General features: G+C 68.6%; 23 protein-coding genes and 1 tRNA gene. 14 read left to right on the forward strand and 10 right to left on the reverse strand.

Annotated elements, in window-relative coordinates:
* Positions 1-56 precede the first annotated feature (56 nt).
* Positions 57-812, forward strand: a complete 756-nt coding sequence (locus KY497_RS13210) for an alpha/beta fold hydrolase (protein WP_219869232.1) — start codon at positions 57-59, stop codon at positions 810-812.
* On the opposite strand, the gene KY497_RS13215 is transcribed toward KY497_RS13210, so the two are convergent.
* Positions 807-2,045: an MFS transporter gene (locus KY497_RS13215; protein WP_258185695.1), complete on the reverse strand. Its 1,239-nt coding sequence runs from the start codon at positions 2,043-2,045 to the stop codon at positions 807-809. The genes KY497_RS13210 and KY497_RS13215 overlap by 6 nt on opposite strands.
* Positions 2,042-3,424 carry a glycoside hydrolase family 1 protein gene (locus KY497_RS13220; protein WP_219869233.1) on the reverse strand — a complete coding sequence of 461 codons (1,383 nt, stop codon included), beginning with the start codon at positions 3,422-3,424 and terminating at the stop codon, positions 2,042-2,044. The genes KY497_RS13215 and KY497_RS13220 overlap by 4 nt, the downstream gene beginning before the upstream one ends.
* Before the next feature lie 223 nt (positions 3,425-3,647).
* On the opposite strand from KY497_RS13220, the gene rpsT reads away from it, so the two are divergent.
* Positions 3,648-3,908 (forward strand): 30S ribosomal protein S20, encoded by a 261-nt coding sequence (rpsT, locus tag KY497_RS13225; protein WP_017830351.1) that lies wholly within the window; start codon positions 3,648-3,650, stop codon positions 3,906-3,908.
* A 105-nt stretch (positions 3,909-4,013) separates the two neighbouring features.
* Here the strand turns inward: rpsT and holA are convergent, their stop codons facing one another.
* From holA to KY497_RS13240, 3 genes are read right to left on the reverse strand one after another with little or no spacing between them, the layout of a single operon-like run.
* The gene (holA, locus tag KY497_RS13230; RefSeq protein ID WP_055867635.1) at positions 4,014-5,051 is read right to left on the reverse strand and encodes a DNA polymerase III subunit delta; all 1,038 of its coding nucleotides are present in this window, start codon (positions 5,049-5,051) and stop codon (positions 4,014-4,016) included.
* A gap of 40 nt (positions 5,052-5,091) precedes the next feature.
* The gene (locus tag KY497_RS13235) at positions 5,092-7,395 is read right to left on the reverse strand and encodes a ComEC/Rec2 family competence protein (protein WP_258185696.1); all 2,304 of its coding nucleotides are present in this window, start codon (positions 7,393-7,395) and stop codon (positions 5,092-5,094) included.
* A 20-nt stretch (positions 7,396-7,415) separates the two neighbouring features.
* On the reverse strand, positions 7,416-8,030 hold the full coding sequence (locus KY497_RS13240; RefSeq protein ID WP_055872390.1) for a ComEA family DNA-binding protein: 615 nt from the start codon (positions 8,028-8,030) through the stop codon (positions 7,416-7,418).
* A gap of 185 nt (positions 8,031-8,215) precedes the next feature.
* On the opposite strand from KY497_RS13240, the gene KY497_RS13245 reads away from it, so the two are divergent.
* Entirely contained in the window at positions 8,216-8,854 is a 639-nt protein-coding gene (locus KY497_RS13245; protein WP_219869234.1) for a phosphatase PAP2 family protein, read from the forward strand.
* Between the two features lie 69 nt (positions 8,855-8,923).
* On the opposite strand, the gene leuS is transcribed toward KY497_RS13245, so the two are convergent.
* Positions 8,924-11,500, reverse strand: a complete 2,577-nt coding sequence (gene leuS / locus KY497_RS13250) for a leucine--tRNA ligase (protein ID WP_219869235.1) — start codon at positions 11,498-11,500, stop codon at positions 8,924-8,926.
* Between the two features lie 34 nt (positions 11,501-11,534).
* The gene (locus tag KY497_RS13255) at positions 11,535-12,854 is read right to left on the reverse strand and encodes an anthranilate synthase component I family protein (protein ID WP_141386108.1); all 1,320 of its coding nucleotides are present in this window, start codon (positions 12,852-12,854) and stop codon (positions 11,535-11,537) included.
* 41 nt (positions 12,855-12,895) lie between these two features.
* Between KY497_RS13255 and KY497_RS13260 the strand changes: the two genes are divergently transcribed.
* The 3 genes from KY497_RS13260 to KY497_RS13270 are packed head-to-tail and all read left to right on the forward strand — an operon-like array spanning position 12,896 to position 15,462.
* Positions 12,896-13,567 carry a DedA family protein gene (locus KY497_RS13260; RefSeq protein WP_219869236.1) on the forward strand — a complete coding sequence of 224 codons (672 nt, stop codon included), beginning with the start codon at positions 12,896-12,898 and terminating at the stop codon, positions 13,565-13,567.
* 4 nt (positions 13,568-13,571) lie between these two features.
* The gene (locus tag KY497_RS13265) at positions 13,572-14,597 is read left to right on the forward strand and encodes an App1 family protein (protein WP_219869237.1); all 1,026 of its coding nucleotides are present in this window, start codon (positions 13,572-13,574) and stop codon (positions 14,595-14,597) included.
* A 1-nt stretch (position 14,598) separates the two neighbouring features.
* Positions 14,599-15,462 carry a 3-methyladenine DNA glycosylase gene (locus tag KY497_RS13270; protein WP_219869238.1) on the forward strand — a complete coding sequence of 288 codons (864 nt, stop codon included), beginning with the start codon at positions 14,599-14,601 and terminating at the stop codon, positions 15,460-15,462.
* Positions 15,463-15,466: 4 nt separating this feature from the next.
* Here KY497_RS13270 and KY497_RS13275 read toward each other — a convergent pair whose 3' ends face one another.
* Positions 15,467-16,678 carry a glycoside hydrolase family 3 N-terminal domain-containing protein gene (locus tag KY497_RS13275; RefSeq protein WP_219869239.1) on the reverse strand — a complete coding sequence of 404 codons (1,212 nt, stop codon included), beginning with the start codon at positions 16,676-16,678 and terminating at the stop codon, positions 15,467-15,469.
* Between the two features lie 19 nt (positions 16,679-16,697).
* On the reverse strand, positions 16,698-17,354 hold the full coding sequence (locus tag KY497_RS13280; RefSeq protein WP_219869240.1) for an SDR family oxidoreductase: 657 nt from the start codon (positions 17,352-17,354) through the stop codon (positions 16,698-16,700).
* 136 nt (positions 17,355-17,490) lie between these two features.
* Between KY497_RS13280 and KY497_RS13285 the strand changes: the two genes are divergently transcribed.
* Positions 17,491-18,513 carry a DUF2804 domain-containing protein gene (locus tag KY497_RS13285; protein ID WP_141386114.1) on the forward strand — a complete coding sequence of 341 codons (1,023 nt, stop codon included), beginning with the start codon at positions 17,491-17,493 and terminating at the stop codon, positions 18,511-18,513.
* Here KY497_RS13285 and KY497_RS13290 read toward each other — a convergent pair.
* Positions 18,500-19,570 (reverse strand): NAD(P)-binding domain-containing protein, encoded by a 1,071-nt coding sequence (locus KY497_RS13290; protein ID WP_219869241.1) that lies wholly within the window; start codon positions 19,568-19,570, stop codon positions 18,500-18,502. The two genes, KY497_RS13285 and KY497_RS13290, sit on opposite strands and share 14 nt — an antisense overlap.
* A gap of 148 nt (positions 19,571-19,718) precedes the next feature.
* Between KY497_RS13290 and KY497_RS13295 the strand changes: the two genes are divergently transcribed.
* The 7 genes from KY497_RS13295 to KY497_RS13325 all read left to right on the forward strand — a co-directional run bounded on the left by KY497_RS13295 (position 19,719) and on the right by KY497_RS13325 (position 22,963).
* A tRNA-Ala gene (locus KY497_RS13295) sits at positions 19,719-19,791 on the forward strand.
* Positions 19,792-19,874: 83 nt separating this feature from the next.
* Positions 19,875-20,498, forward strand: a complete 624-nt coding sequence (locus KY497_RS13300; protein ID WP_219869242.1) for a hypothetical protein — start codon at positions 19,875-19,877, stop codon at positions 20,496-20,498.
* Between the two features lie 70 nt (positions 20,499-20,568).
* The gene (locus KY497_RS13305) at positions 20,569-21,153 is read left to right on the forward strand and encodes a helix-turn-helix domain-containing protein (RefSeq protein WP_219869243.1); all 585 of its coding nucleotides are present in this window, start codon (positions 20,569-20,571) and stop codon (positions 21,151-21,153) included.
* Positions 21,154-21,286: 133 nt separating this feature from the next.
* Complete coding sequence (locus KY497_RS13310; RefSeq protein ID WP_219869244.1) at positions 21,287-21,427, forward strand: hypothetical protein; 141 nt, start codon at positions 21,287-21,289, stop codon at positions 21,425-21,427.
* A gap of 89 nt (positions 21,428-21,516) precedes the next feature.
* Entirely contained in the window at positions 21,517-21,738 is a 222-nt protein-coding gene (locus KY497_RS13315; protein ID WP_219869245.1) for an ATP-binding cassette domain-containing protein, read from the forward strand.
* Entirely contained in the window at positions 21,702-22,202 is a 501-nt protein-coding gene (locus tag KY497_RS13320) for a hypothetical protein (protein ID WP_219869246.1), read from the forward strand. The genes KY497_RS13315 and KY497_RS13320 overlap by 37 nt, the downstream gene beginning before the upstream one ends.
* A complete protein-coding gene (locus KY497_RS13325; protein ID WP_219869247.1) occupies positions 22,199-22,963 on the forward strand; it encodes a hypothetical protein in 765 nt (254 codons plus the stop codon). Before KY497_RS13320 ends, KY497_RS13325 begins: the two co-directional genes overlap by 4 nt.
* The last annotated feature ends 74 nt before the right edge of the window (positions 22,964-23,037 follow it).

Raw genomic sequence — 23,037 nt, forward strand, 5'->3', positions numbered from 1 at the left:
TGTCGAAGCGGGGTCGGTGGTTCATCCACCGGCCCCGCTTTCCTTATGCTGAACCCGTGAGCGCCCAGATCGTCTTCGTGCACGGCATCCGCACCTCGGCCACCATGTGGCGATCTCAGGCTGCCCACCTCGAAGAGCGCGGCGCCACATTCACCGCCGTGGATCTGCCGGGTCACGGCACCCGCATGCAGGAGGACTTCACCCTTCACGAGGCGCTGCACACGATCGACGTCGCGGTGCGCACCGCAGCCGAGAGGGGTCCGGTGCTCCTGGTGGGGCATTCCTTGGGCGGCCTGCTGTGTCTCGCCTATGCCGGCGGGGCAGAGCGTCCGCCGGTCGCCGGGCTCATCGCCGCCGCCTGCACGTCGCTCCCCCGCGGCGCCGGTCTTCGCGCCTATCGCCTGTTCGCCCGGGCCGTCGATTCCCTCCCCGACCGTGGGATGTGGCTCACCAGACGGATGCTCGAGGCCACCATCCCCCTCGAGAGCCGATCCGACTTCGCCGCAGGCGGGTACGCACTGGACACCCAGGACGCCGCGCTTCGCAGCCTGGCGGCCCTCGACATCGCCGCTGCGATCCCCCGCGTCACGGTTCCGCTCTGGTTCGTGAACGGGCAGTACGATCAGCTGCGGCTCAACGAGTCGCTGTTCCGACGGCTCGCACCGCACGCCGAGCTCATCATCGTGCCGCGGACGACGCACCTCGTCACCGCGATGCGACCGCAGATCTTCAACGCTGTGCTGCAGGTCGCCATCGCCACAGTGGAGCGGGATGTCGAGGGTGACCTGGAGCGGGACTCCTCGACCTCATGACGTCCTGACCGGCTGGCGCGCGAAGGCCGTGAGCAGCCCGCCGACGAGGGACAGCACTGCGGCCGCGACGAACACCAGCCAGAAGCCGCCCACGAGCGCGACCAGCCCCGCCCCCAGCACCGGTCCGATGAGCTGCCCGAGAGCGGCTGTCACGTTCAGGATCCCGAGATCCCTCGCATGGTCCTGCTCGTCCGGCAGCAGGTCGGCGACGAACGCGAGGCCCACCGTGGAGAACGCTCCGTAGCCGAGCCCCATCAGGGCGGCAGCGACCATCGTCATCTCGAAGGTCGGCACGAGCGCTATCGCCACACCCGAGGCCGCCTGGACGACGGTCGCGGCCACCGTGAGCGTCCGCCGATTCCCGGTGCGGTCGGAGACGATTCCCGTGACCACCGAGGCGATGACCACGAACACCGTGTAGACGACGATGAGCAGCAGCAGGTTGTCCTGCGCCACCGCACTCGGCTGGCCGAGGCCGTGCAGCAGGAAGAACAGGAACAGCGCGGTTCCGAGCGCGTTGCCGACATTCGTCATGAGGCGCCCAGAGAGCATCCAGGCGAAGTCCCGATCTCGCAGCGAGGCCAGACGGCGTCGTCCGATCTGCTTCGGTCGCAACGCCTCCGTGGTCGGGGGATCCGGCAACAGCAGAGCGGTGGTCGTGCCGACCACCGCGATGACCCCCGCGAGCAGGAGATACCCCTCGTGGATCCCGAGGCCGAGAAGGACGACGAGCCCCGCCCCGACCACGATGCCGACGGCCTGGCTGGAGCCGACGGCAGCAGAAGCGGCCCCACGCTGTGTCGTCGGCAGCTGGTCGGCGATGAGCGCGGTGAAGGCCGCCGACGACACGGCGACGCCGATCGACACTCCCACCCAGCCGGCGCCCACGGTCCACGGGTTTTCGGCGTAGCCCGTCAGCGCGAGACAGGCCGCGGTGAACAGTGCGCCGCCCACGGCCCACGGGCGACGACGGTGGCGTCCGGCCGCCGCACGATCCGAGAGCGCACCGGCGGCGGGGCCCGCGATGATCCCTGCAAGCCCGCCGATGCCGAGAACCAGTCCGGACGAGACGACACCACGGATCCAATCGTCCTCCGGGGTATCGAGCTGCAGCGGCAGCAGCAGCTGGACGGGCGTGAGCTGCACGGTCCAGATCGCCAGCCACGCCAGCGTGAACAGCGACATCCATCGCGCCCCCGCCCGCACCGTGCGAGCGCCGGCGACCTCGGTCACCGCTTCTCTCCCGTCCCCGCCGCCAGCGGGGTCGCTGCACGCGAGCTCGCGATGACCTCTCGATACCAGTCGTACGACGCCTTGGGCGTGCGCTCGCCCGTATCGAAGTCGACGTGGACGAGGCCGAAGCGCTGAGTGTAGCCGTCGGCCCACTCCCAGTTGTCCAGCAGGGACCACACCGTGTACTCCTCCACCGGCACCCCCGCATCGATCGCATCGCCGACGGCCGCGATGTGGTCGGCGAGGTAAGAGATCCGGTCGGCATCGTCGACGCGGGCGGCACGGTCGGGCTCGGGGAACGAGGCCCCGTTCTCACCGATGATCACGGGCGGCAGCTGCGGATGCCGGGCGTGCAGGTCGATCAGAAGATCGTGCAGAGCGCTCGGCATGATCGGCCATTCCGGACCGAACCCGGTCACCGGCACTCCGGGTGTGGGCACGATGTCGAACGGGATCGGACTCTCCTCCGCTGCTGCGGTCACCGTGGTCGGGTTGTAGAAGTTGATGCCGTAGAAGTCGATCGAGCGGCCGATGGCTTCGAGGTCATCGTCCTGCACAGGCATCGGAGGCAGGCCGAGTGCTTCCAGGTCGGGGTACGAACCGGCGAGGAGCGGCTCGCTGAAGACGCGGTTGTAGATCAGGTCGTAGATCGCCGCCGCTTGGTGGTCCTCGGCGGTGTCGCGCAGCGGCAGGACCCAGGTGTGGTTGTTGACCAATCCGACCGATGCGGCACCATGCTCGCGCAGAGCGGCCGCCGCCCGAGCGTGGGCGAGCAGCTGATGGTGCGCGGTCGGCAGCGCGCCGAAGAGGAGCTGCTTCCCGGGTGCCAGCGCACCGACCGCATAGCCTTGGAGCGTCGTCATGGCGGGCTCGTTCAGGGTGTACCAGTGCTGCACACGGTCGCCGAGACGATCCGCCACGATCGCTGCGTAGTCGGCGAAGCGGTCCGCCGTGTCCCTCTCGAGCCAGCCGCCGCCCGCTTCGATTCTGCTCGGCATCTCCCAGTGGAACAGGGTGGGAAACGGCACGACTCCCACGTCGAGGAGAAGATCGACCAGACGGGAGTAGTGATCGAGCGCCACCCCGTCGCCGCGTCCGAGGCCGTCCGGCTGGACGCGGGCCCAGGGGATCGAGAACCTGTAGCGATCGAGCCCGAGCCCGGCTGCGAGAGCGACGTCGGCCTCGGGGTGTCGATAGCTGTCACAGGCCGGGTCTGCGACCGAACCGTCGAGGATAGCTCCCGGCCTCTCGAGGAAGTCGTCCCAGATCGATCGTCCTGATATCCCGGTGGGGCGCGACCCCTCGATCTGGAAGGCCGAGGTCGCCGCGGACCAGCGGAGCCCTGAGGGCAGGGACGAACGAGAGGACTCGGGGGTCATGTGGGCTCGTTGACATCAGTGTCGGGATAGTGATGATTCTGCACCCGGTACCATCGAAAGTGCGACGGCGTCTCGTGTTCCCGTCGCCGTTTCGCGTCAACAGCCCGTCTGCTGGTAGACTCGACTCTTGGCTTGCGTGTGGGTTCTTCCCTCACGACCGCTGTGCAGCAGCCCTCTTCTGCTGCCGGCATTCCGAACACTCCTGTACAGAAAGCGTCCACACGTGGCAAACATCAAGTCGCAGATCAAGCGCAACAAGACCAACGAGAAGGCGCGCGAGCGCAACAAGGCCGTGAAGAGCGAGCTCAAGACGGTCATCCGCACCACTCGCACGGCCGTCTCCGCCGGCGACAAGGCAGCAGCAGAGGCTGCCCTGAAGAAGGCCGCCGTCAAGCTCGACAAGGCCGTCAGCAAGGGTGTCCTGCACAAGAACCAGGCGTCGAACCGCAAGTCGGCTCTCGCCAAGCAGGTCGCTTCCCTCTGAGCCGAAGCTTCTGAGAAAGGCCCGTCCCGTCATCGGGGCGGGCCTTCTTCATTGCCTCGGAAAGGTCATCGCCTCGGCGAGCGGGCCGGGTCCTGAGGCGATCGGCTACTCCCCGAACGGCTGACGCGTGGCGATCACGGTGACCATGCGCTCGAGCGCGAAGATCGGGTCACGAGCGGCACCCTTGACCTCGCCGTCGGCCCTCGCCGTGGCCTGGATCGCCATCCCGAGCGAGCGCTCGTTCCAGCCTGCGAGGTCGCGGCGGGCACGATCCACCTGCCAGTCCTTCATGCCCAGGCGCTGAGCGAGCTGGCGGCTCGGCTCGCGGTTGCCGGCGACACGCGCCATGGTGCGCAGCTTCATCGCGAACGCCGCGACCATCGGCACGGGGTCGGCACCCGATGAGAGCGCATGGCGGAGGGCGATGAGAGCCTCACCGTACCGACCGGCGATCGCCGTGTCTGCGACGACGAAGGCCGAGACCTCGACACGGCCACCGTAGTACTTGGTGACGATCTCTTCGGAGATATCGCCCTCGACGTCGCCGATGAGCTGCTGACAGGCCGCAGCGAGCTCGGTGAGATCGTCGGCGAATGCAGAGACCAGCGCGCGCAGAGCGGGAGGCGCGATGCGCTTCTTCGCCGCACGGAACTCGCCGGCGGCGAAGTCGACCCGGTCGCTGTCGCGCTTGATGGCTGGGCAGGCGATCTCGATACCGCCGCCGTTCCCGGCGCGAAGCGCGTCGAGAAGCTTCTTGCCGCGCACGCTGGCGCCGGTGTGGCGAAGGATGACCGTCGCCCCCTCTTGCGGATTGTCGAGGTAGGACACCGCCTCCTGGATGAACGCATCGGAGCATTTCTCCACACCCGAGACACGTACCAGGCGGGGTTCTCCGAAAAGCGACGGTGAGGTGAGAGAGAGCAGCGTTCCAGGAGCGTAGTCATCGGCGCGGACGTCGCTCACTTCGAGTGCAGGGTCTTCGGCCCGGAGGTAGTCGCGGACACCGGCGATCGCTCTCTCGGCACAGACCTCTTCCGGGCCCGACACGAGCACGATCGGGGCGGGGTGCGGCTCGCGCCAGGAGACCTGAGGAATCTTGGTGGGCTTCGCGCCGCCGCGGGAGGGGGTTCGCGAAGCTGCCATGGATCCAGCCTACCGGCGGTGGCCGACATGGCTCGGACTGTCACCGCCCCACCTGCTCCGTCCAGACCTGTAGCTCGCCGTCCCGGAGGCCGAGCAGGACGCGTCCCTGCTCGTCGGTGCGCAGCACATGCGCGCCGGTCGCGGCCAAAAGGTCGAGGGTCTCGGAGCGTGGATGGCCGTAGTCGTTGTCCGCTCCGACGCTGAACAGGGCCACCCGCGGCCGGATCATCTCGTACAGCCCTGGCTCCTGATCCGCACTGCCGTGATGAGCCACCTTGACCACCGCATACGGCGTCAGCCTCGCTGAGCGCTGCAGCATGCGCTGAGGGGCTGCGGAGAGGTCGCCGAGGAAGATCGAGCGCGGCACTCCTCCCCCGTCGAACTCCATCACGACACTCGCGTCGTTGCCTTCGGGGAACGCGACGGACTTCCGCAGCGGCCAGAGCACTCGCCATGCCGCCTCGCCGAGCATGCCGTGCTGGCCCGCCGAAGCCTCATCGACGCGCGCGCCTCCCGCGACGAGGTCTTCGAGAAGACGTCGATCCGACTCCTCGGCGACCGGACCGTGCAGAGCCGTGGAGACTCGCCCCTGGACAGCGCCTATCCCGCCGACGTGATCAAGGTCGAAGTGGGTGAGCACGAGAAGGTCGATGCGCTCGATGCCGAGCGATCGCAGGCACGCGGAGAGAGGCTCAGGATCGGGCCCTACGTCGATGAGCGCGACCTCGGTCGCCGAGCGCACGAGCACTGCGTCTCCCTGTCCGACATCGCATACCGCGATGGCCCACCCCTCCGGAGCGGTCGCCGTGGCCAGGGGACCGTCGAGGAGCACACAGGATCCGGCCAGCGAAAGAACGACCACGAGGATCGCCGCCGCTCCTCGCCTCACCCACACGCTCGCGCGCGCGACGCTCGATCCCAGGTCACGGGAGGGTGCCCGAATCAGCACGATGGCGACCGCCGCACTCACCACGGCCACCAGCAGGGCACTGCCGGGCCCAGCAGGCACCAGGACCTGCGCGCCCGGCAGCCGCGCGGTTGTGGCGGCAGTCGTCGCGATCCAGGCTGCCGGCAGCCACGCCGAGGACGCGAGCAGATCAGCGAGCGCCGGCAGGGGCGCCGCGACGCAGGCGAGGAGCCCGATCACTGTCGCCAACGGAGCCGCCGGAGCGGCGATCAGGTTCGCGGCGACGCCGATCAGAGACTGCTGCGGCGCGAACAGTGCGATGATCGGCCCGCACGCGAGCTGTGCCGCCAGCGGCACAGCGACGGCCAGGGCGACGGGATGGGGCATGCCCCGGCTCATGCCCCGCGCTAGCGGTGGAGCGAGGAGGATCAACGCGCCGGAGGCGACCACCGACAGAGCGAACCCGGGTGTCGCCGCCAGCCATGGATCCGCCAGCAGAATCCCGGTCGCGCACAGGGACAGCATGCCGGCGCCGGCGCTCGGCCTGCCCAGGAGCACCGTGAGCATGCCCACAGCCGCCATCACGCCTGCCCGGATCACGCTCGGCTCAGGAGTGACCAGGACGACGAATCCGGCAAGCCCTGCGAGGGAGAGCCCGACGCGCATCCCTCGCCCGCCGCCGCACACTGCCGCGAGCCAGAAGAGTGCACCGACGACGATCGCGCAGTTCGCACCGCTGACGGCGGTGAGGTGGCTGAGGCCGCTGATGCGCATGTCTTCGTTCAAAGCAGGCGTCACCGCACGGGTGTCGCCGACCGCGAGGCCGGGTAGAAGGCCGGATCCTGGCTCCGGCAGGCGCAGCGACCGTTCGACGAACGCGCTCTTGAGAGCTGCCGCGACTCCGAAGGCACCGGACGCGGGTGAGATGACCTCCGCGTCACTCGCGAAGACGACCAGCGCCGAATGCTCCCCCGCATCGGTCACCGAAGACTCTCCCACCACCCGGATCCGCGCTCCGAGGTCGAAGCCTTCGGCTGGATCGACGCCGAGGCGCACCGGCGCGCTGGAGTCGGCCGGATGCCCCGGCGGACCGAGCGTGGTCGTCGCCGCTTCGAACCACAGCCGCCCGTCTCGTCCGACCGAGGCGGAGGATGTCACCTCGGCAGTGATCTCGACGACCCGCCCGTCCCATCGCATGGCCGCCTCCCGCGCGGGGAGGGCGAACCCGACGCAGGCCGCCGCCGCTGCCATCGTGGCCAGCACCACGACCACGAAACCCCCGTGGTCGCGCTGACCACGCGCGCCGTGCGGCCGGCGCCTCACGAAGGCCAGCACTCCCGCGGCAGCTGTCATGCACGCGCCAGCACACGCCCACGCGACCGCCGGGAGCAGCACGCACAGCAGCACCACGCCCCACACCGCCACTGCGAGCGGCACCAGCCGAAGATCACGCGCCCTCACACTCTGACCCCGTCGCGGAGTCCCGCGAGCAGCTTCTCGCCGATTCCGGGCACGGCGAGCAGATCATCGACCGACGTGAACCTGCCGTTCTCCTCCCGCCAGGCGATGATCCGCTCCGCGAGTGCCGGTCCGATACGCGGCAGCGTCTCCAACGCGGCCTGATCCGCAGCGTTGAGGTCGATGCGGTCATCGCCCGGTGGCGGTGCTGCGCTGCCGGGCGCACCGCCCGCCGCACCGGCTGCCGGCACCACGACCTGCTCCCCGTCTTCGAGCACACGTGCGAGATTGACCGCAGCCAGGTCGGCATCGGGGGTCGTCCCGCCCGCGGCCGCCAGCGCATCGACGAGTCGCGCGTCGAGATCGAGCACGTAGAGCCCCGGCTTCTCGACGGCGCCCAGAACGTGCACGTAGAGATCGCCGGACGGCTCGGCGCCGGATCCGTTCCCCGATCCGGCATCGGTCAGCGGCACCGATTCGACCGGGGCCGCCTGCCCTCGCATGATGCCGAGCCCGACAGCAGCCGACAGCACGACGAGCGCCAGCACCACCGCCGCGCCTATGCTCAGTCGCAGGCGATGACGGGGCGGAAGGGGTGCCTGCGGGGATGCCATCCGGCCACGTTAGGCGGGCGGCGTGTCCCCGATCGGCGCCTCGGACATCAGCCGTGGACAAGTGTCTGAGACGGCGCCCCGTGCAGGAGATCGCCCAACTGCACGCAGTGTGTCCTCCGCCCGACCGATGCGGCTACTTCTCCGGACGGATGTTCTTCGGATGCCCTTTCCGTACGTTCGTAGGCATGCCTTCGACACGTCTGCCCGCGCGCAGTCTCCTGCCCGTGGTCCTCACGATCTGCACCGCGGCCCTCCTGCTGACGATTCCGATGCCCGGCAGCGTGAGCGTGCTCGGCACGCGGTGGCTCCATTCCACCGCCGCCGGAATGCCCGGACTCGAGCTGATCTCCGACGCGGGACTGATGCTGCTCGCAGCCACGACGGCCGTGTCTCTGGGACGCACGTGGTGGAGTCATCCGGAACGCCGACCACGGATCGTGATGGCCGCCGCGGGTGTCGCTCTCGCATACGTCCTGAGCGAGGGTGGGAAGCTCGTCTTCGCCCAGGAGCGCCCGTGCACCGTGTGGCTGATCGCCGCCGAATGCCCGCCTCCGGGAGACTGGTCTCTGCCGTCGAATCACGCGACGCTCGCGTTCGGTGCTGCTGCCGCCATCGCTCTGACGGTCGCGCGTTCCTGGCTCACCTGGTCGGCGATGGCGCTCGCCACGGTGGTCGCGGTCGCACGGGTCGCCCAGGGCGTCCACTATCTCCACGACATCGCGTTCGGTGCACTGCTCGGCATCGCCGTGCCGATCATCGTCGTCGCGTTGTCGGAGAGACTTCGAGAATCTCTGCGCACCGGATCGCCAGCACGCCCCGAATGAGATCAGGGACCTCGCGGCGTACCGCGGGGCCCCCGACCGGATCATCGTCCTCCGTGGAGGAAGAGGTGATCAGCCTTTGACGACGAAGCTCACGATCTTCGGGGCACGCACGACGACCTTCACGATCTCGCGGTCGCCGATCGACCGGATCACGCGCTCGTCCGCGCGTGCCAAAGCCTCGAGCTCCGACTCGCCGATGCGGGCGGAGACCTCGAGCTGGGCGCGCACCTTGCCACCCACCTGCACGACGGCGGTGATCTTGTCCTCGATCAGCAGCGCCGGGTCGGCGGAACGCCACGTCACCAGGCCGACGGAAGGCTCGTGACCGAGGATCTCCCACATCTCCTCTGCGGTGTGCGGAGCGATGAGGTCGAGCATCACGGCGATCGTCTCAGCGGCCTCGCGCACAGCGGGGTCGGCTGCGCCCGCTGCGCCGTCGATCGTCTTGCGGGTGGTGTTCACGAGCTCCATCAGGCGGGCGACCAAGACGTTGAACTTGGTCTGCTCGACCAGGCCCGGCGCCTCGGAAAGGAGCTTGTGCGTCGCACGCCGAAGAGCGGCGTCGCCACCGTCGAACACCACATCGACCGGGCTCGATACCTCGCCGGCGATGCGCATCGCGCGCGCCAGGAACTTCTGAGCGCCGGTCGTCGAGACGTCAGCCCAGTCCTTGTCGTCCTCCACAGGACCGGCGAACGCCAGCCCCACGCGCAGGGCGTCGGCACCGTGGGCGTCGAGCTCCTCCTGGAAGAGAACCAGGTTGCCCTTGCTCTTGGACATCTTCTGCCCGTCGAGCAGCACCATGCCCTGGTTGATGAGGTTCGAGAAGGGCTCGGTGAAGTCGATCAGCCCCATGTCGAACAGCACCTTCGTGATGAAGCGCGCGTACAGCAGGTGCAGGATCGCGTGCTCGACACCGCCGATGTACGAGTCGACCGGCGCCCAGCGGGAAGCCTGGGCCGGATCGAACGCCACCGTGTCGCTGTTCGGCGAGAGGAAGCGCAGGAAGTACCACGAACTGTCGACGAACGTGTCCATCGTGTCGGGGTCACGCAGCACGGGGTCACCCGTGTGCGGGTCGGTCGTGCGCACCCAGCTCTCGGCGCCACCCAGCGGCGACGTGCCCTTGGGCTTGAGGTCGAGTCCCTCGACGCTCGGCAGCTTGACGGGGAGCTTGTCCTCGGAAACCGGGATGATGCTTCCGTCCTCAGCGTGCAGCATCGGGATCGGCGTGCCCCAGAACCGCTGACGCGAGATGAGCCAGTCGCGCAGACGGTAGTTCTTGGCGGCACGACCGGTACCGGTGGCCGCCAGCTGCTCGATCGCCCGCGCGATGGCGTTGCGCTTGGAGAGTCCGTTCAGCGCCCCGGAATTGATCATGCGACCCTCGCCCGTGAGCGCGATGCCGGTGGTCGCGGGGTTCTGCTCCTCGAGCGCGGCACCGGTGTCGATCGGCACGCCCTCCTCGTCGACCTCGATGACCGGCATGGCACCGGTGACGGGGGCCGTCGTGTCGACGACCACCTTGACGGGCAGGTCGAACGCGCGGGCGAAGTCCAAGTCGCGCTGGTCGTGTGCCGGGACGGCCATGACCGCGCCGTGACCGTAGTCGGCCAGCACGTAGTCGGCTGCCCACACGGGCAGCTTCTCGCCGTTGACGGGGTTGATCGCGTAGCGCTCGAGGAAGACGCCGGTCTTCGGACGGTCCGTGGACTGCCGATCGATGTCGGTCTCCTTCTGCACCTGCTCCAGATACGTCTGGAAGCGCTGGCGCACCTCGTCCGGAGCATCGGCTGCGAGTTCCGACGCCAGGTCGGAGTCGGGGGCGACCACGAAGAACGTCGCCCCGTGCAGGGTGTCAGGACGCGTCGAGAACACCGTGACCGGCTCCTCGCGACCCTCGATGAGGAAGTCGACGTCGGCACCCACCGAGCGACCGATCCAGTTGCGCTGCATCTGCAGCACCTTGTGCGGCCAGAAGCCCTCGAGCTGGTTCAGGTCATCCAGCAGACGGTCGGCGTAGTCGGTGATGCGGAAGTACCACTGGGTGAGCTTCTTCTTGATCACCTCGGCGCCGCAACGATCGCAGCGTCCGTCGACCACCTGCTCGTTCGCCAGGACCGTCTGGTCGTTGGGGCACCAGTTGACCGGACTCTTCTTGCGATAGGCCAGACCGCGCTCATACAGCTTCAGGAACAGCCACTGGTTCCAGCGGTAGTACTCGGGGTCGGAGGTGTGCAGCACCCGGCTCCAGTCGAACGAGACGCCGTATGCCTCGAAACCGACCTTCTGCTGCGCGATGTTCTGGTAGGTCCACTCCCGCGGGTCGGTACCCTGACGGATCGCCGCGTTCTCGGCGGGCAGACCGAAGGAGTCCCAGCCGATCGGGTTGAGCACGTTGTGCCCGCGGTGACGCCAGAAACGGGCCACGATGTCGGAGTAGAGGTAGTTCTCGGCGTGTCCCATGTGCAGGTCGCCCGAGGGATAGGGGAACATCGCCAGCACGTACCGCCGCGGACGCGTGTCGTCGTCGCCGCCCGTGAGGAACGTGCCGTTGTCCGCCCAGTACTTCTGCCACTTGTTCTGGATGGCGTGCGCCGACGGGGCCTCGTCGTCGGCAGGAGCGGTGGACAGGTTCTCAGACAACGAACGCACGACCAATCTGAAGGAAAAAGCGGGATCAGTTCAGGATATCGGAACGCCAGAGCACAGGCATTCCGGCGCCGAGCGCGGCGAGCGGTGCGCGCGCCTTGGTCGCCACCTCCGCCACCTCGGACGCCGCGACAGAGCCCCAGGTGATGCCTCCCCCGGCGCCGACGACGGCCAGCTCACCCTCGATCAGGATGCTGCGGATCACCATGGCCAGATCCAGCGTGCCGTCGACGCCGATGTAGCCGAAGCAGCCCGCGTACACACCGCGGGGCCCGCCCTCCAACTCGTGGAGCCTGGTCATCGCCGACAGCTTCGGAGCGCCGGTCATGCTGCCGGCGGGGAAGGCCGCCTCCAGCAGAGCACCGACCGTCGTCCCTACGGCCGCGACGCCGCTCACCGTGCTCACGAGCTGGTGCACGGCCGGATAGCTCTCCACCACCCACAGCCCCTCGACACGGATGCTCCCCGGCTCGCACACCCGCGAGAGATCGTTGCGCATCAGGTCGACGATCATGACATTCTCGGCGCGCTCCTTGCGATCCGTCGCGAGCTCTGCGGCGAGCGCGGCGTCTGCGACGGGATCTGAGCTTCTGGGCCTGGTGCCCTTGATGGGACGCGTGCGGATGATGCCTCCGTCCGCATGGAGGAACTGCTCCGGGCTCGCGCTCAGCAGCGTGCGGTCGCCGATCCGCACGAACCCGCCGTGGTGGGCGGGCGTGGCGGTGCGGAGCCGGTGGTAGACGTCCACGGCGTCATGCGCTCCCCTGACGGTGAAGCGCGTGGTCAGGCACAGCTGGTAGGCGATACCCGCACGGATGAGATCGCGGCAGCGTTCGATGAGGGCCGCATACTCCTGCGGGTCGTGGCGCGCCTGGGCGACGCGGGTCTCGTCGGCCCGCACGGGCATGGGCACGGGTTCCCGCGCCCCGACCAACGCGGAGACAGCGGCTGCCCAGGCTTCGGCGTCGTGATCCGCACTGAGGGTCCACGCGCGGCCGAGGGAGTGGTCGAAGGCGACGACACGGGTGGCGCGAAGCCAGGAGCCGCCGCTCTCCTCGACGGCGCCGGCCACGGGCGCCCCGGCGACACGGGCGCCGCTCTCATAGTCGAGCCAGCCGACCCACCCCCCGGTGAACGGCGGCAGCGCGGGATCGGCGGCGCCCCTGTCGAGGCGCACTTCGCGCGGAAGTGTCGAGGGTTCCCCCGTACCGACGAAACTCCACCCCGTCGTGGCGGCTGCCCCGGCATCGAGCCAGAACACATCCGCGGCTCCGGCTTCCAGCATCCCGAACACCGACGACGGCTCCACCCAGGCGGGAAGCGGGCGAGCACTCAGCTGTTCGGGCACCTTTCCAGCCTAGGACCGGGCGGCTCCCGTATCCTCATGGGGTGGACGACCTCCTGATCTGGCTCCTCGACACCGTGCAGTCGATCGATCCGGTCGCCCGCACGCTGATCGCCGGGCTCGCCGTGATGCTGGAGACGAGCATCCTGATCGGTCTCGTCGTTCCCGGTGACACGATCGTGATCATCGCCTCGATGGGGGTCGCCACTTCGCTGGAGGGCGTCGCGATGGGCGTCGCGGTCGTGATCGGGGCCCTGATCGGCGAGAGCATCGGCTTCTGGCTGGGGCGCTGGCTGGGCCCGCACATCCGAGTGTCGTGGTTGGGGCGCAGAATCGGTGAGCACAACTGGGTTCGCGCCGAGAACTATCTCGAGCGCCGCGGCGGCATCGCGATCTTCCTGTCCCGCTTCCTCCCGGTGCTGCATTCCCTCGTGCCGCTCACCGTGGGCATGAGCGAGTACCCGTACCGCAGGTTCCTGGCGTGGACGGCTCCCGCGTGCGTCCTCTGGGCCACCGCCTACGTGAGCGTGACCTCGCTCGCTGCGGGCAGCTTCCGCGAACTGGTCGATCGCGTGCACTTCGCGGGATACATCTTCGTCGGCGTGATCGCGCTCTTCCTGCTCCTGGCGTTCCTCGGCAAGAAGCTCCTGCAGCGCGTCGAGGCCCGTCATCTGAAGGGCCCGGAGGCAGAGGCCGACGCCGACGTGAAAGACTGAGGCAATGGCATCGGCTCCCCCGGCCCCCCGGATCCACTGGTTCGCCCGACTCGAACATCGCCTCCACGTCTGGCGAGAGGGTCGCGCGCGCCGTCGAGGCCGCGCCGCGACGATCCTTCCCTTCCCCGGCTACGGCGGTCCCGGCTGGGTCCGCGTCGTCGGCCGTGTTCTGATCGTGCCGCCGCAGCGTCGTACCCGCGAGGGTGAACCCGCGAGCGTTCGTGGCTGGCGCAGCTTCGTCGGCATCCCTGTGGGCTTCGCCGCCGTGAGCGTGCATTTCGGCGGCACCACGCATCAGGTCGCCGCCGACCGCGGCGGTGTGGTCGACGCCATGATCCGCGTCGATCTGGAGCCCGGCTGGCAGACGTTCACGTTCTCCGTCGAGGGACAGCCTCCGGTGGAGGCACGAGCGTTCATCGTCGCTGAGGGCACGTCGTTCGGTGTGGTGTCGGATGTCGACGACACCGTGATGGTCACGGCTCTCCCTCGTCCCTTCATCGCCTTCTGGAACTCCTTCGTGCTCGACGAGCATGCACGTCTTCCCGTACCGGGGATGGCCGTGCTCCTCGACCAGCTGCTGCGGCAGCACCCCGGCGCGCCGATGGTCTACCTCTCCACGGGGGCGTGGAACGTCGCCCCCACCCTGTGGCGCTTCCTCGGCCGTCATCTGTTCCCCGCCGGTTCCATGCTCCTGACCGACTGGGGGCCCACGCATGAGCGCTGGTTCCGCAGCGGGCGCGAGCACAAGCTGACGAACCTGCGGCGACTCGCGACCGAGTTCCCCGATGTGAAGTGGCTGCTGATCGGTGACGACGGCCAGCACGACGAGTCGATCTACAGTCAGTTCATGGAGGAGTACCCCGACTCCGTCGCGGGCGTCGCGATCCGTCGTCTCCTCCCTGCCGAGGCCGTCCTCGCGGGTGGTCGGGCAGGCCATGAGCCGCACTCCGAGGATGTCGCCCCGTGGGTGAGTGCCGAAGACGGTGCCGGTCTTCGCGATCTGCTGGGCGAAGCCGGCATCCTGCACTGACATGTCCCTCTCCCGCCAGGACTGGCTGGTCCTCGAAGAAGCGCATCGTGAACGTGCCGATGCTCTCACTGCTGCGCACCGTGACCGGGCGACCCGGGCGGAGAAGCACCCGGTGTGGGACTTCCTCTTCACGTACTACTCCTACAAGCCCGCACAGCTGCGCCGCTGGCACCCGGGCGCCGGCGTCGAGCTCGCCGATGCCGGCGAACGCCTCGACTGGCGCTGGTACCGCGCAGGACGATCCGCTGACAGCGCGGTTCCCGATGCGGCAGCTTTCGGCCGAGAGAAGGCGGAGCTGGCATCGCTCATCGAGAAGATGCTCCGCCGCACGGCATCGCGGCCAGGGCAGTTCGGCTGCTTCGGTCTGCACGAGTGGGCGATGGTGTACCGCGCCGACGAGCACCGACATGCGGTTCCGCTGCGACTGGGGCAGGCGGGCACGGATGCCGTCGTCGAGAATCACGACCTGCGCTGCACTCATTTCGACGCCTTCCGCTTCTTCACCCCCGAGGCGGTCCCCCGCAACCGCACCTCGTTGAGTCGCGACGAGCAGCCGCTATTCGAGCAGCCGGGGTGCCTGCACGCGGGCATGGACCTGTACAGGTGGGCGACGAAGCTCGGGCCCCTCATCCCGGGCGACCTCCTCCTGGATTCGTTCGAACTCGCTCGCGACATACGCCTTCTCGACATGCAGGCGGCACCGTACGACCTCTCGGCGTGGGACGTGGTTCCCGTTCCCATCGAGACGCCCGAAGGCAAGGCCGAGTACGTGCGTCGGCAGCGAGGGTTCGCGGACCGCGGGGCCGCCCTGCGCACCGCACTGCTGAACGCCTGGCTCGGCGCCGGGGCCCGCGACGCGGCCTGAGCGCTCAGTCCACCCGGTCGCAGTCTTCGCAGACCGCCCAGGAGGCCGTCGCGGCGGAGAGCTGCAACCGCAGCGCGACCACGCGCGTCGCCGCTTCTTCGAGGCGCTCGGGCGACAGTGTGCCCGTCTCGACCGCCGCGGTGATGCCGTGCACCATCGATCCCGCCGTCTGCGCATCGGAGCCCGCGACCATCAGCACCAGGTCGTTCCCCGCGGCGATCGCCGCCACTCCGTTCGCGACCGGGTCCGCATAGGCCGGGTCTCCCGACGAGAGCAGCATCCCGAGGTCGTCGGTGACCGCGACACCCGTGAAGCCGAGCTCGTCCCTGGCGATCTCATGCCAGGTCGGCGAGAGGGATGCCGGCAGGGTGTCGACGGCCGTGTAGGCCAGATGCCCGTACATCAGCAGCGAGGCCCCCGCGTCGATCCCTGCAGCGAACGGAACAGCGGCGGTGGCACGCCACTCCTCGAGCCCCATCGTCGTGCTCGGGATCGCATGATGCGAGTCGCCGGGCGCCGCACCGTGCCCGGGGAAGTGCTTGAGCGTCGAAGCGAGGAACTGCTCCTGCGCACCGGTCGCAGCCGCCACGCGCTCAGCCGCACCGGCCGGATCGGTGCCGAGTGCACGGCCATGGATGAACGAGCCGGGATCGGCCGTGTAGTCGGCCACGGTGCCGAAGTTCACGGTGATCCCCGCGCGTGCCACCAACGAGCCCCGCGCGGCGAACGCCGCGGAAGTCTCAGACACCGGAAGACCCTTCAGCGAGGTGGAAGCGGCATGGTCGTCGCCGTTCAGACGCGAGACCAGACCGCCCTCCTGATCGACGGCGATGAGCGGCGGCAGCGTCGGATCCACCGTGAGCGCGGCGGTGAGCGCCTGCAGCTCGGCTTCGGATGCCGGGATGTTGGCCCCCATCAGGATGAATCCGCCCAGGCCCGATTCCATGTACGCCCGGAGCGCGCCCGGATCGGTCCCCGCCACGTGTCCCATCACCACGGTCGATGCCTGTTCCCCGACAGGCATCGCCTTCACCAGAGCGGTCGCGCGGTCGACGAACCTCTCGGCTCCGGTGCTCGGCACCGTGGCCGAGGGAGTGCGCGGAGCCATGGTCGCCGTGATCGAGGCCGACGCCGCCGACGAGGCGCAGAGCCCCACCGCTGCGGCGAGCGCGAGTGCGCCTGCCGCCCGTCCCCGGTGTCGAGAGTTCACGCGCATCGGTGCGGTGCAGGGATCGTCAGCAGGAGAGGGCCTCGGCGATCGGCACCGCGCCGTCGGTGTCGCCGTTCCCGAACCGGATCGTCCGGCCGACCGTGCACGGCTCGTGGAGGGTGGCTGCGATCACGGCCGCGACGTCGGCGCGTGATACCGCTCCTCGACCGTCGGGGTCGATCTGGATCCGGCCGGTGGGCTCGTCGAAGGTGAGCGTTCCCGGTGCGAGGATCGTGCCCTCGAGGCCGGTTCCTCGCAGGTGCTCGTCAGCGGCCCACTTCGCGTCCGCGTACGGGAAGAAGGAATCGTCCTGCGGCACGCCATGATCGGCGGTGGAGCCGAGCCAGGACACCATCACGTACCGTCGGATGCCGGCGCGTTCGGCCGCGTCCATGGAGCGCTGCGCCGCGTGGCGGTCGACCGCGTAGGTGCGCTCGGCAGACCCGCCGCCGGCACCTGCCGACCAGACGACGGCGTCGTGACCTCGGATGATCTCGGCGAGCGCCTCGACATCCATGCTCTCGACGTCGGCGACCAGCGCTTTCGCCCCGCCGGCTTCCACATCGGAGGAATGATCCGGGTTGCGGATCACTCCCGTCACCTCATCCCCTCGAGCGACCAGGAGCGGCGCGAGCAGGAGGGCGATGCGGCCATGGCCGCCGAAGACGATGATTCGCGACATGTCTTCACCCTACGCTCCCCTCCCCGACCTCGGCGGGGGTCTGGTCGCTGTCGATCCCGAACCCGACACTCGGTCCTCTACACTCGGGTCAACGACGCCGACCCGAGACGGTGTCCCTCCCGACAGCAGGACGACGATGCCCACACCGCTGATCGAGCGCGAGATCACCGCGCACGTGTCACTCACCACCCCCGACGGGGCCTTGAACCACGATGCGCTGGGCTGGTCGCGCGTACCGGTGCACGACACCTCGGGGATCCCGGGCCGCGGTCATTGGGGGCGCAACAAGCGCTGGGAGTACTGGAACGTGATGACGGCGTCGCACATCATCGCCTTCACGGTGTCGTGCGTCGACTACATGTCGCTGCATGAGGTGTGGGTGCTCGACCGAGCGACCGGTGACGACATCGGCACGACGGTGATATCGCCGGGAGGCCGCAGCGCGACGCTACCGGCGTCTCTCGGTGCAGGGCCCGCCCGAGCGCGCACCCGTCGCATCACCATCGACGTCGACGAGACGTTCGACGGGACCCGTCTGCGTGGCACCGCTCCACGGGTGTCCTTCGACCTGCTGGCGGGCCGTCCTCCCGGTCACGAGTCCCTCGGTGTCGTCGTCCCCTGGCGCCGAGGAGAGGACATCTCCCGTTTCCAGTACACGGTGAAGGATGTGGCACGCCCGACGACAGGGACGGTGACGGTGGACGGCGTCACCCACGACGTGTCCGCGGGCAGCTGGGCGGTGCTCGACCACGGGCGCGGACGCTGGCCCTACCGTGTGCGTTGGAACTGGGCGGCGGGGAGCGGTACCGTCGACGGTCGCGTCATAGGGCTGCAGCTGGGCTCGAAATGGACCGACGGCTCCGGGGCGACCGAGAACGCGCTGCTGGTCGACGGACGCCTGTCGAAGATCAGCGAGGAGCTCGTCTGGGACTACGACCCCGAGCAGTTCCTGCGCCCGTGGCGTGTGCACGGGACGAGCGCCGACCTCACCTTCACCCCGTTCTATGACAAGCACTCGCGCACGAATGCCCTGGTGATCTCGAGCAGGACGGATCAGCTCTTCGGCGTCTGGTCGGGCTGGGTACGGGACGACACCGGAACGCAGGTGCATGTCGACGGCATCGAAGGATTCGCGGAAGAGGTGCTCAACCGCTGGTGACGCGCGCGTTCGTGGACTGCAGCGCCCGCTGCACTCCCTTCGCCGCCGAGCGACCGGCACGATTGGCACCGATCGTGCTCGCCGACGGACCGTAGCCGACCAGCTGCACGCGGGGGTCTGCGACAGCCGTCGTACCGCGGCCGTTCCGGTCCAACTGGATGCCCCCGGCCGCACTGCGCAGGTGAAGAGGAGCCAGGTGCGTGACCGCAGGGCGGAACCCGGTGGCCCACAGGATCACGTCGACCTGCTCGAAGCTGCCGTCGGCCCAGCGCACCCCGTCGGGTTCGATCCGCTCGAACAGGGGGCGCCGGTCGGCGTAGGCGCCCAGACGCTCGGCCTCCCGCTCCTGCGGGCGGAGCATGAGCCCGGTGACGCTGACCACGCTCTCAGGAGGGAGACCGGCGGCGACGCGCTGCTCCACGAGCGCGACGGCTGCAGCTCCTGCCTCCGGGGTGAAGTCGTCGTTGCGCCACACCGGTTCTCGACGGGTGACCCACAGCGTGTCGGTGATCGGAGCGAGTGCGCCGAGGAACTGTACGGCGGACGCTCCCCCGCCCACGACGAGCACCCGCGTGCCGATGAAGTGCTCCGGCCCCGGGTAGTCGACGGTGTGCAGCTGTTCGCCGACGAAGGTCTCCATACCCGGGAAGTGCGGCAGGAAGGGATGCGACCAGGTGCCGGTCGCATTCACGAGGGTGCGGGTCGTCCACTCCCCCTCGCGGGCGCGCACGACGAGCACGCCGTCCTGGTCGTCCACCCGTTCCACGTGCACGGGACGGAGCACCGGGAGGGCATGCCGGTGCTCGTAGGCGGCGAAGTAGGCGGGCACTGCCTCGTTCGCGCGTGCGCGGTCGCGTGGTGGGGGTGTGTCTCCCAGCAGCTCTGCGACACCGTGCACGTCACGCATGGTCAGCGCGTCCCACCGGTGCTGCCAGGCACCCCCGGGCCGCGTATCCGCGTCGAGGACCACGTGCGAGATGCCCAGCCGCGCGAGGTGGAAGGATGCCGAGAGGCCGGCCTGCCCTGCGCCGATCACCAGACTGTCGAGGATGCTCACGCCGGGTTCAACGCCCCGCTCCACGCGCTTGTTCCTCTCCGCCGTCGTCCACGCCGTGACGCGCCCGGGATACCCACCCCGATTGGTGCTCGTGTCGATTCGTGTAGTACTCTTTTCAAGTTGCTCCGGCTGGTCCGGAACAGCGTCTGGGCCTGTGGCGCAGCTGGTAGCGCACCTGCATGGCATGCAGGGGGTCAGGGGTTCGAGTCCCCTCAGGTCCACAGAAAAAGCCCCCGGTTCTCCGGGGGCTTTCTTCGTCTCATGGGGGTCGCCCCAGTGGACGAGGACGCGATCAGGAGGCGCCATGACGGAGACACCCCTCGCCTACGCGGACCGCGTGCGCACGCTCCTGGGTTATCGGACGGTGAGCGAGCTCATCGCGGACGATCACAACGTCTTCATCGACCCCTACTCCGCCCTCCTCTCCGTGCACGCTCGGATCGGGACAGGAAACGTGTTCTCACCGAACGTCCGTATCGACGCTGAATCCGACGCTCTCCGTATCGGAGACGGCAACAGGTTCTTCGAGGGCACCCGCATCGAGGCGACCGACGGCGGGCGCGTGAGCATCGGTGCCGACAACGAGTTCGGCCCGCACGCCGTTGCCCTCCTCGCGAATCGTCACGATGCCGTGATCACCGTCGGCAGTCGAGTGCGTCTCATCGGGAGGATCGACCTCGCAGCCGCTTCCACGCTGGGCGATGGATCGCAGATCCTCGGCGACGTCACCGCGGTGAACGTCTCGCTCGTCGCCGGCGGGAGCCACCGCGACCCCAACCCTGACCTGCGCGGCGCCGTGCTCAAGGGACGGGGCCGCGCCACCGGACTCACGCTGGCTCGCGGCCACGTCGTCAATGCAGACGGTGATTTCGCCACCGCAGCCGTAGAGGCTCAATCGGTCTATCACCCCCGCCCCGCCGTCGACTGACCTGTCGACCGTGAGGCAGCGAGGCCACGCTGTTTACCATTATCAATATCAATACTGATACCGTATCGATGTGGCTACTTCTTCGGCACTTCTGCATCCGGTTCGCCTTCGTATCGTCCAGACGCTGCTGGGCGAGGAGGAACTCACGACGCACCAGCTTCATGAGCGCTTGGCCGACATCCCGATCGCCACCCTCTACCGGCACGTCGGCCACTTGGTCACGCACGAGCTGATCGAGGTGGCAGATGAACAGCAGGTTCGAGGAGCGAGCGAGAGGACCTACCGCCTCTCCCCGAGTTTCGCCAACCCCTCAGCGGAGGAACTGAACTCCCTGAGCAACGAGGAGCTGCTGGCGGCGTTCACGGTCTTCACCTCCGGACTGATCCGCGACTTCAGCGACTATCTGCACGCCGGAGACCCGGACCTGCGCGCCGACCAGGTCAGTTTCGCTCAGGCGTCCTTCTGGGCCAGCGACGAGGAGGTCGATGAGTTCGGGCGCACCCTCATGACGGCACTCGAAGGCGTGCTGACCAACGAACCGTCCGCGGGTCGCCGTCGTCGCACTCTCAGCACGGTTCTGATGCCGCGCGAAACCGCCCTCGGAGGCGATGCGCGTCCGGGCAGCACCCCGAAGAGCTCGGAGCCGAACGGCTGAGCGATATCGACGTCGCGAAGGCGGCGAGTCAGTGGTGGTTTGGTGCCCACCACTGATTCAGCTCGCCGTGCGTGGCTCGTGCAGCACCCGCGCACTCTGCCACGGCAATCCTCTGAAAGAAAGGGAAGTCCTTGTGAACCCCGTGAACTTCGACACGTCGATGCTCCTCCCCCTCATGCCTGTTCTCGTCCTCGTGGCCGTGCTCATCGGATGGTCACTCGTCGACATCATCCGCCGGCCCGTCGAGCATCTCCCCAAGTGGGCGTGGGTATAGATCGTGCTGTTCGCCGTCCCGGTCGGCGCGGTCATCTACATCATCATCGGCCGAGCCCGGGGCGAGAGACTCAGAGACGAGGACCTGCGGTGACCGCGGCGCTGAAGGTCGGAGACCTCACCCGTATCTACCCGGGCGGTGGCGGCATCCGTGGCATCGACTTCACCGCTGACGAACGCGCCGTGACGGCCGTCATCGGGCCCAACGGAGCCGGAAAGACGGTCCTGTTCAGCATCATCGCAGGCCTCGCCCGGCCCGAGTCCAACGCCTTGGCATGGCGGCAGCGCTGGTCACGGATCCGGAGATCCTGATCCTCGATGAGCCGAACAGCGCGCTCGACCCCATCGGCCGCGCCGACGTGCGCGGGATCATCACCGCGCAGAAGCGTCACCGCTGCATCCTGCTCTCCAGCCACATGCTCAGCGAAGTCGAAGAGCTTGCCGACCACATCGTCGTCATCGACCAAGGGCGCGTCATCACCCAGGGAACGACGGCGTCGATCCTCACTGAGGGCATCGCGCCCGTCTGGACGATCCGCCTCGGCGCCCCCGCACAGATCAGCGCTGCCGACCTTGCGGTTGCTGTCCCTGAAGCGCGCTTCGAGTTCGAAGCGGACATGCTGTGCACGGTCCGCTTCCCCACCTTCGAATCAGCCGCCGAACACCTGGTGACCGCCCTGCAGACCCTCCGCACGCCCATCATCGAGGTCACTCTGCGCGATCGCGACCTCGACGCGTCATTCGCCCGCATCGTCCAGAACCAGGAACACCGATGACCCTCATCCTCGCCTCGGCCCGCGTCGAGACGCGACGCCTCATCCGTTCCGGAGCGCTGATCGGTCTGCTTGCCGTGTTCGCGTTCTTCGGACTCTCCGGCCCCGCCCTCGCGCTCTACATGCCCGAGTTACTGGCCGCTGCCGCCGGCACCGAGCAACTCACCATCGAAGCTGCCGACGCCACCCCGATGGACGGGATCGCATTGTTCAACCAGAGCGCCATGCAACTCGGTCTCATTCTGGCTGTCGCCCTCGCGATCACCTCCATGAGTTGGGACACCCGCCCCGGCTCTTCGATCTTCTACCGCACCAGGGTCAGACACCTCGCCCCGCTGCTGATGCTGCCCCGCCTCGTCATCAACTGGATCGCGGCCGTCGGGAGCTACGCCGGGGCCCTGCTGCTCGCTGCCGCACTCACCACGGTGTTCCTCGGTCCGATCGACAGCGGGCTGATCATCACTATCGGCGTGGCTTCGGCGCTCTACCTCGTCATGGCGATGAGTATCGGATACCTCATCATGGCGCTGACCAGGCGCACCGCCCCCGCGATCGCCGCCGCGACCCTGCTGATGCTGGTACTGCCGCTGCTGAGCAGCGTCGACGCACTGGCTACCTGGGCTCCGACGACGCTGCTCACTGCATCAGGCGTCGGACTCGCGGATCTCGCGGCGCCGCTGCTCTCGGCGGCAGCCGTCTCCGTCGGATGCGTGATCACTGCCGGTCTCATCTCGAACCGGCAGAGCCTTCGACGCGACGCATAGGTCGCGTGTGAGCGTGTCCGTGCGGCCCGTCGCACGCGGTTTCCCCGAGCGCCTCGGTCGATGGAGCACTCCAC

The organism is Microbacterium sp. PAMC22086 (genome assembly GCF_019443525.1).
GTDB classification, from domain to species: Bacteria; Actinomycetota; Actinomycetes; order Actinomycetales; family Microbacteriaceae; genus Microbacterium; species Microbacterium maritypicum.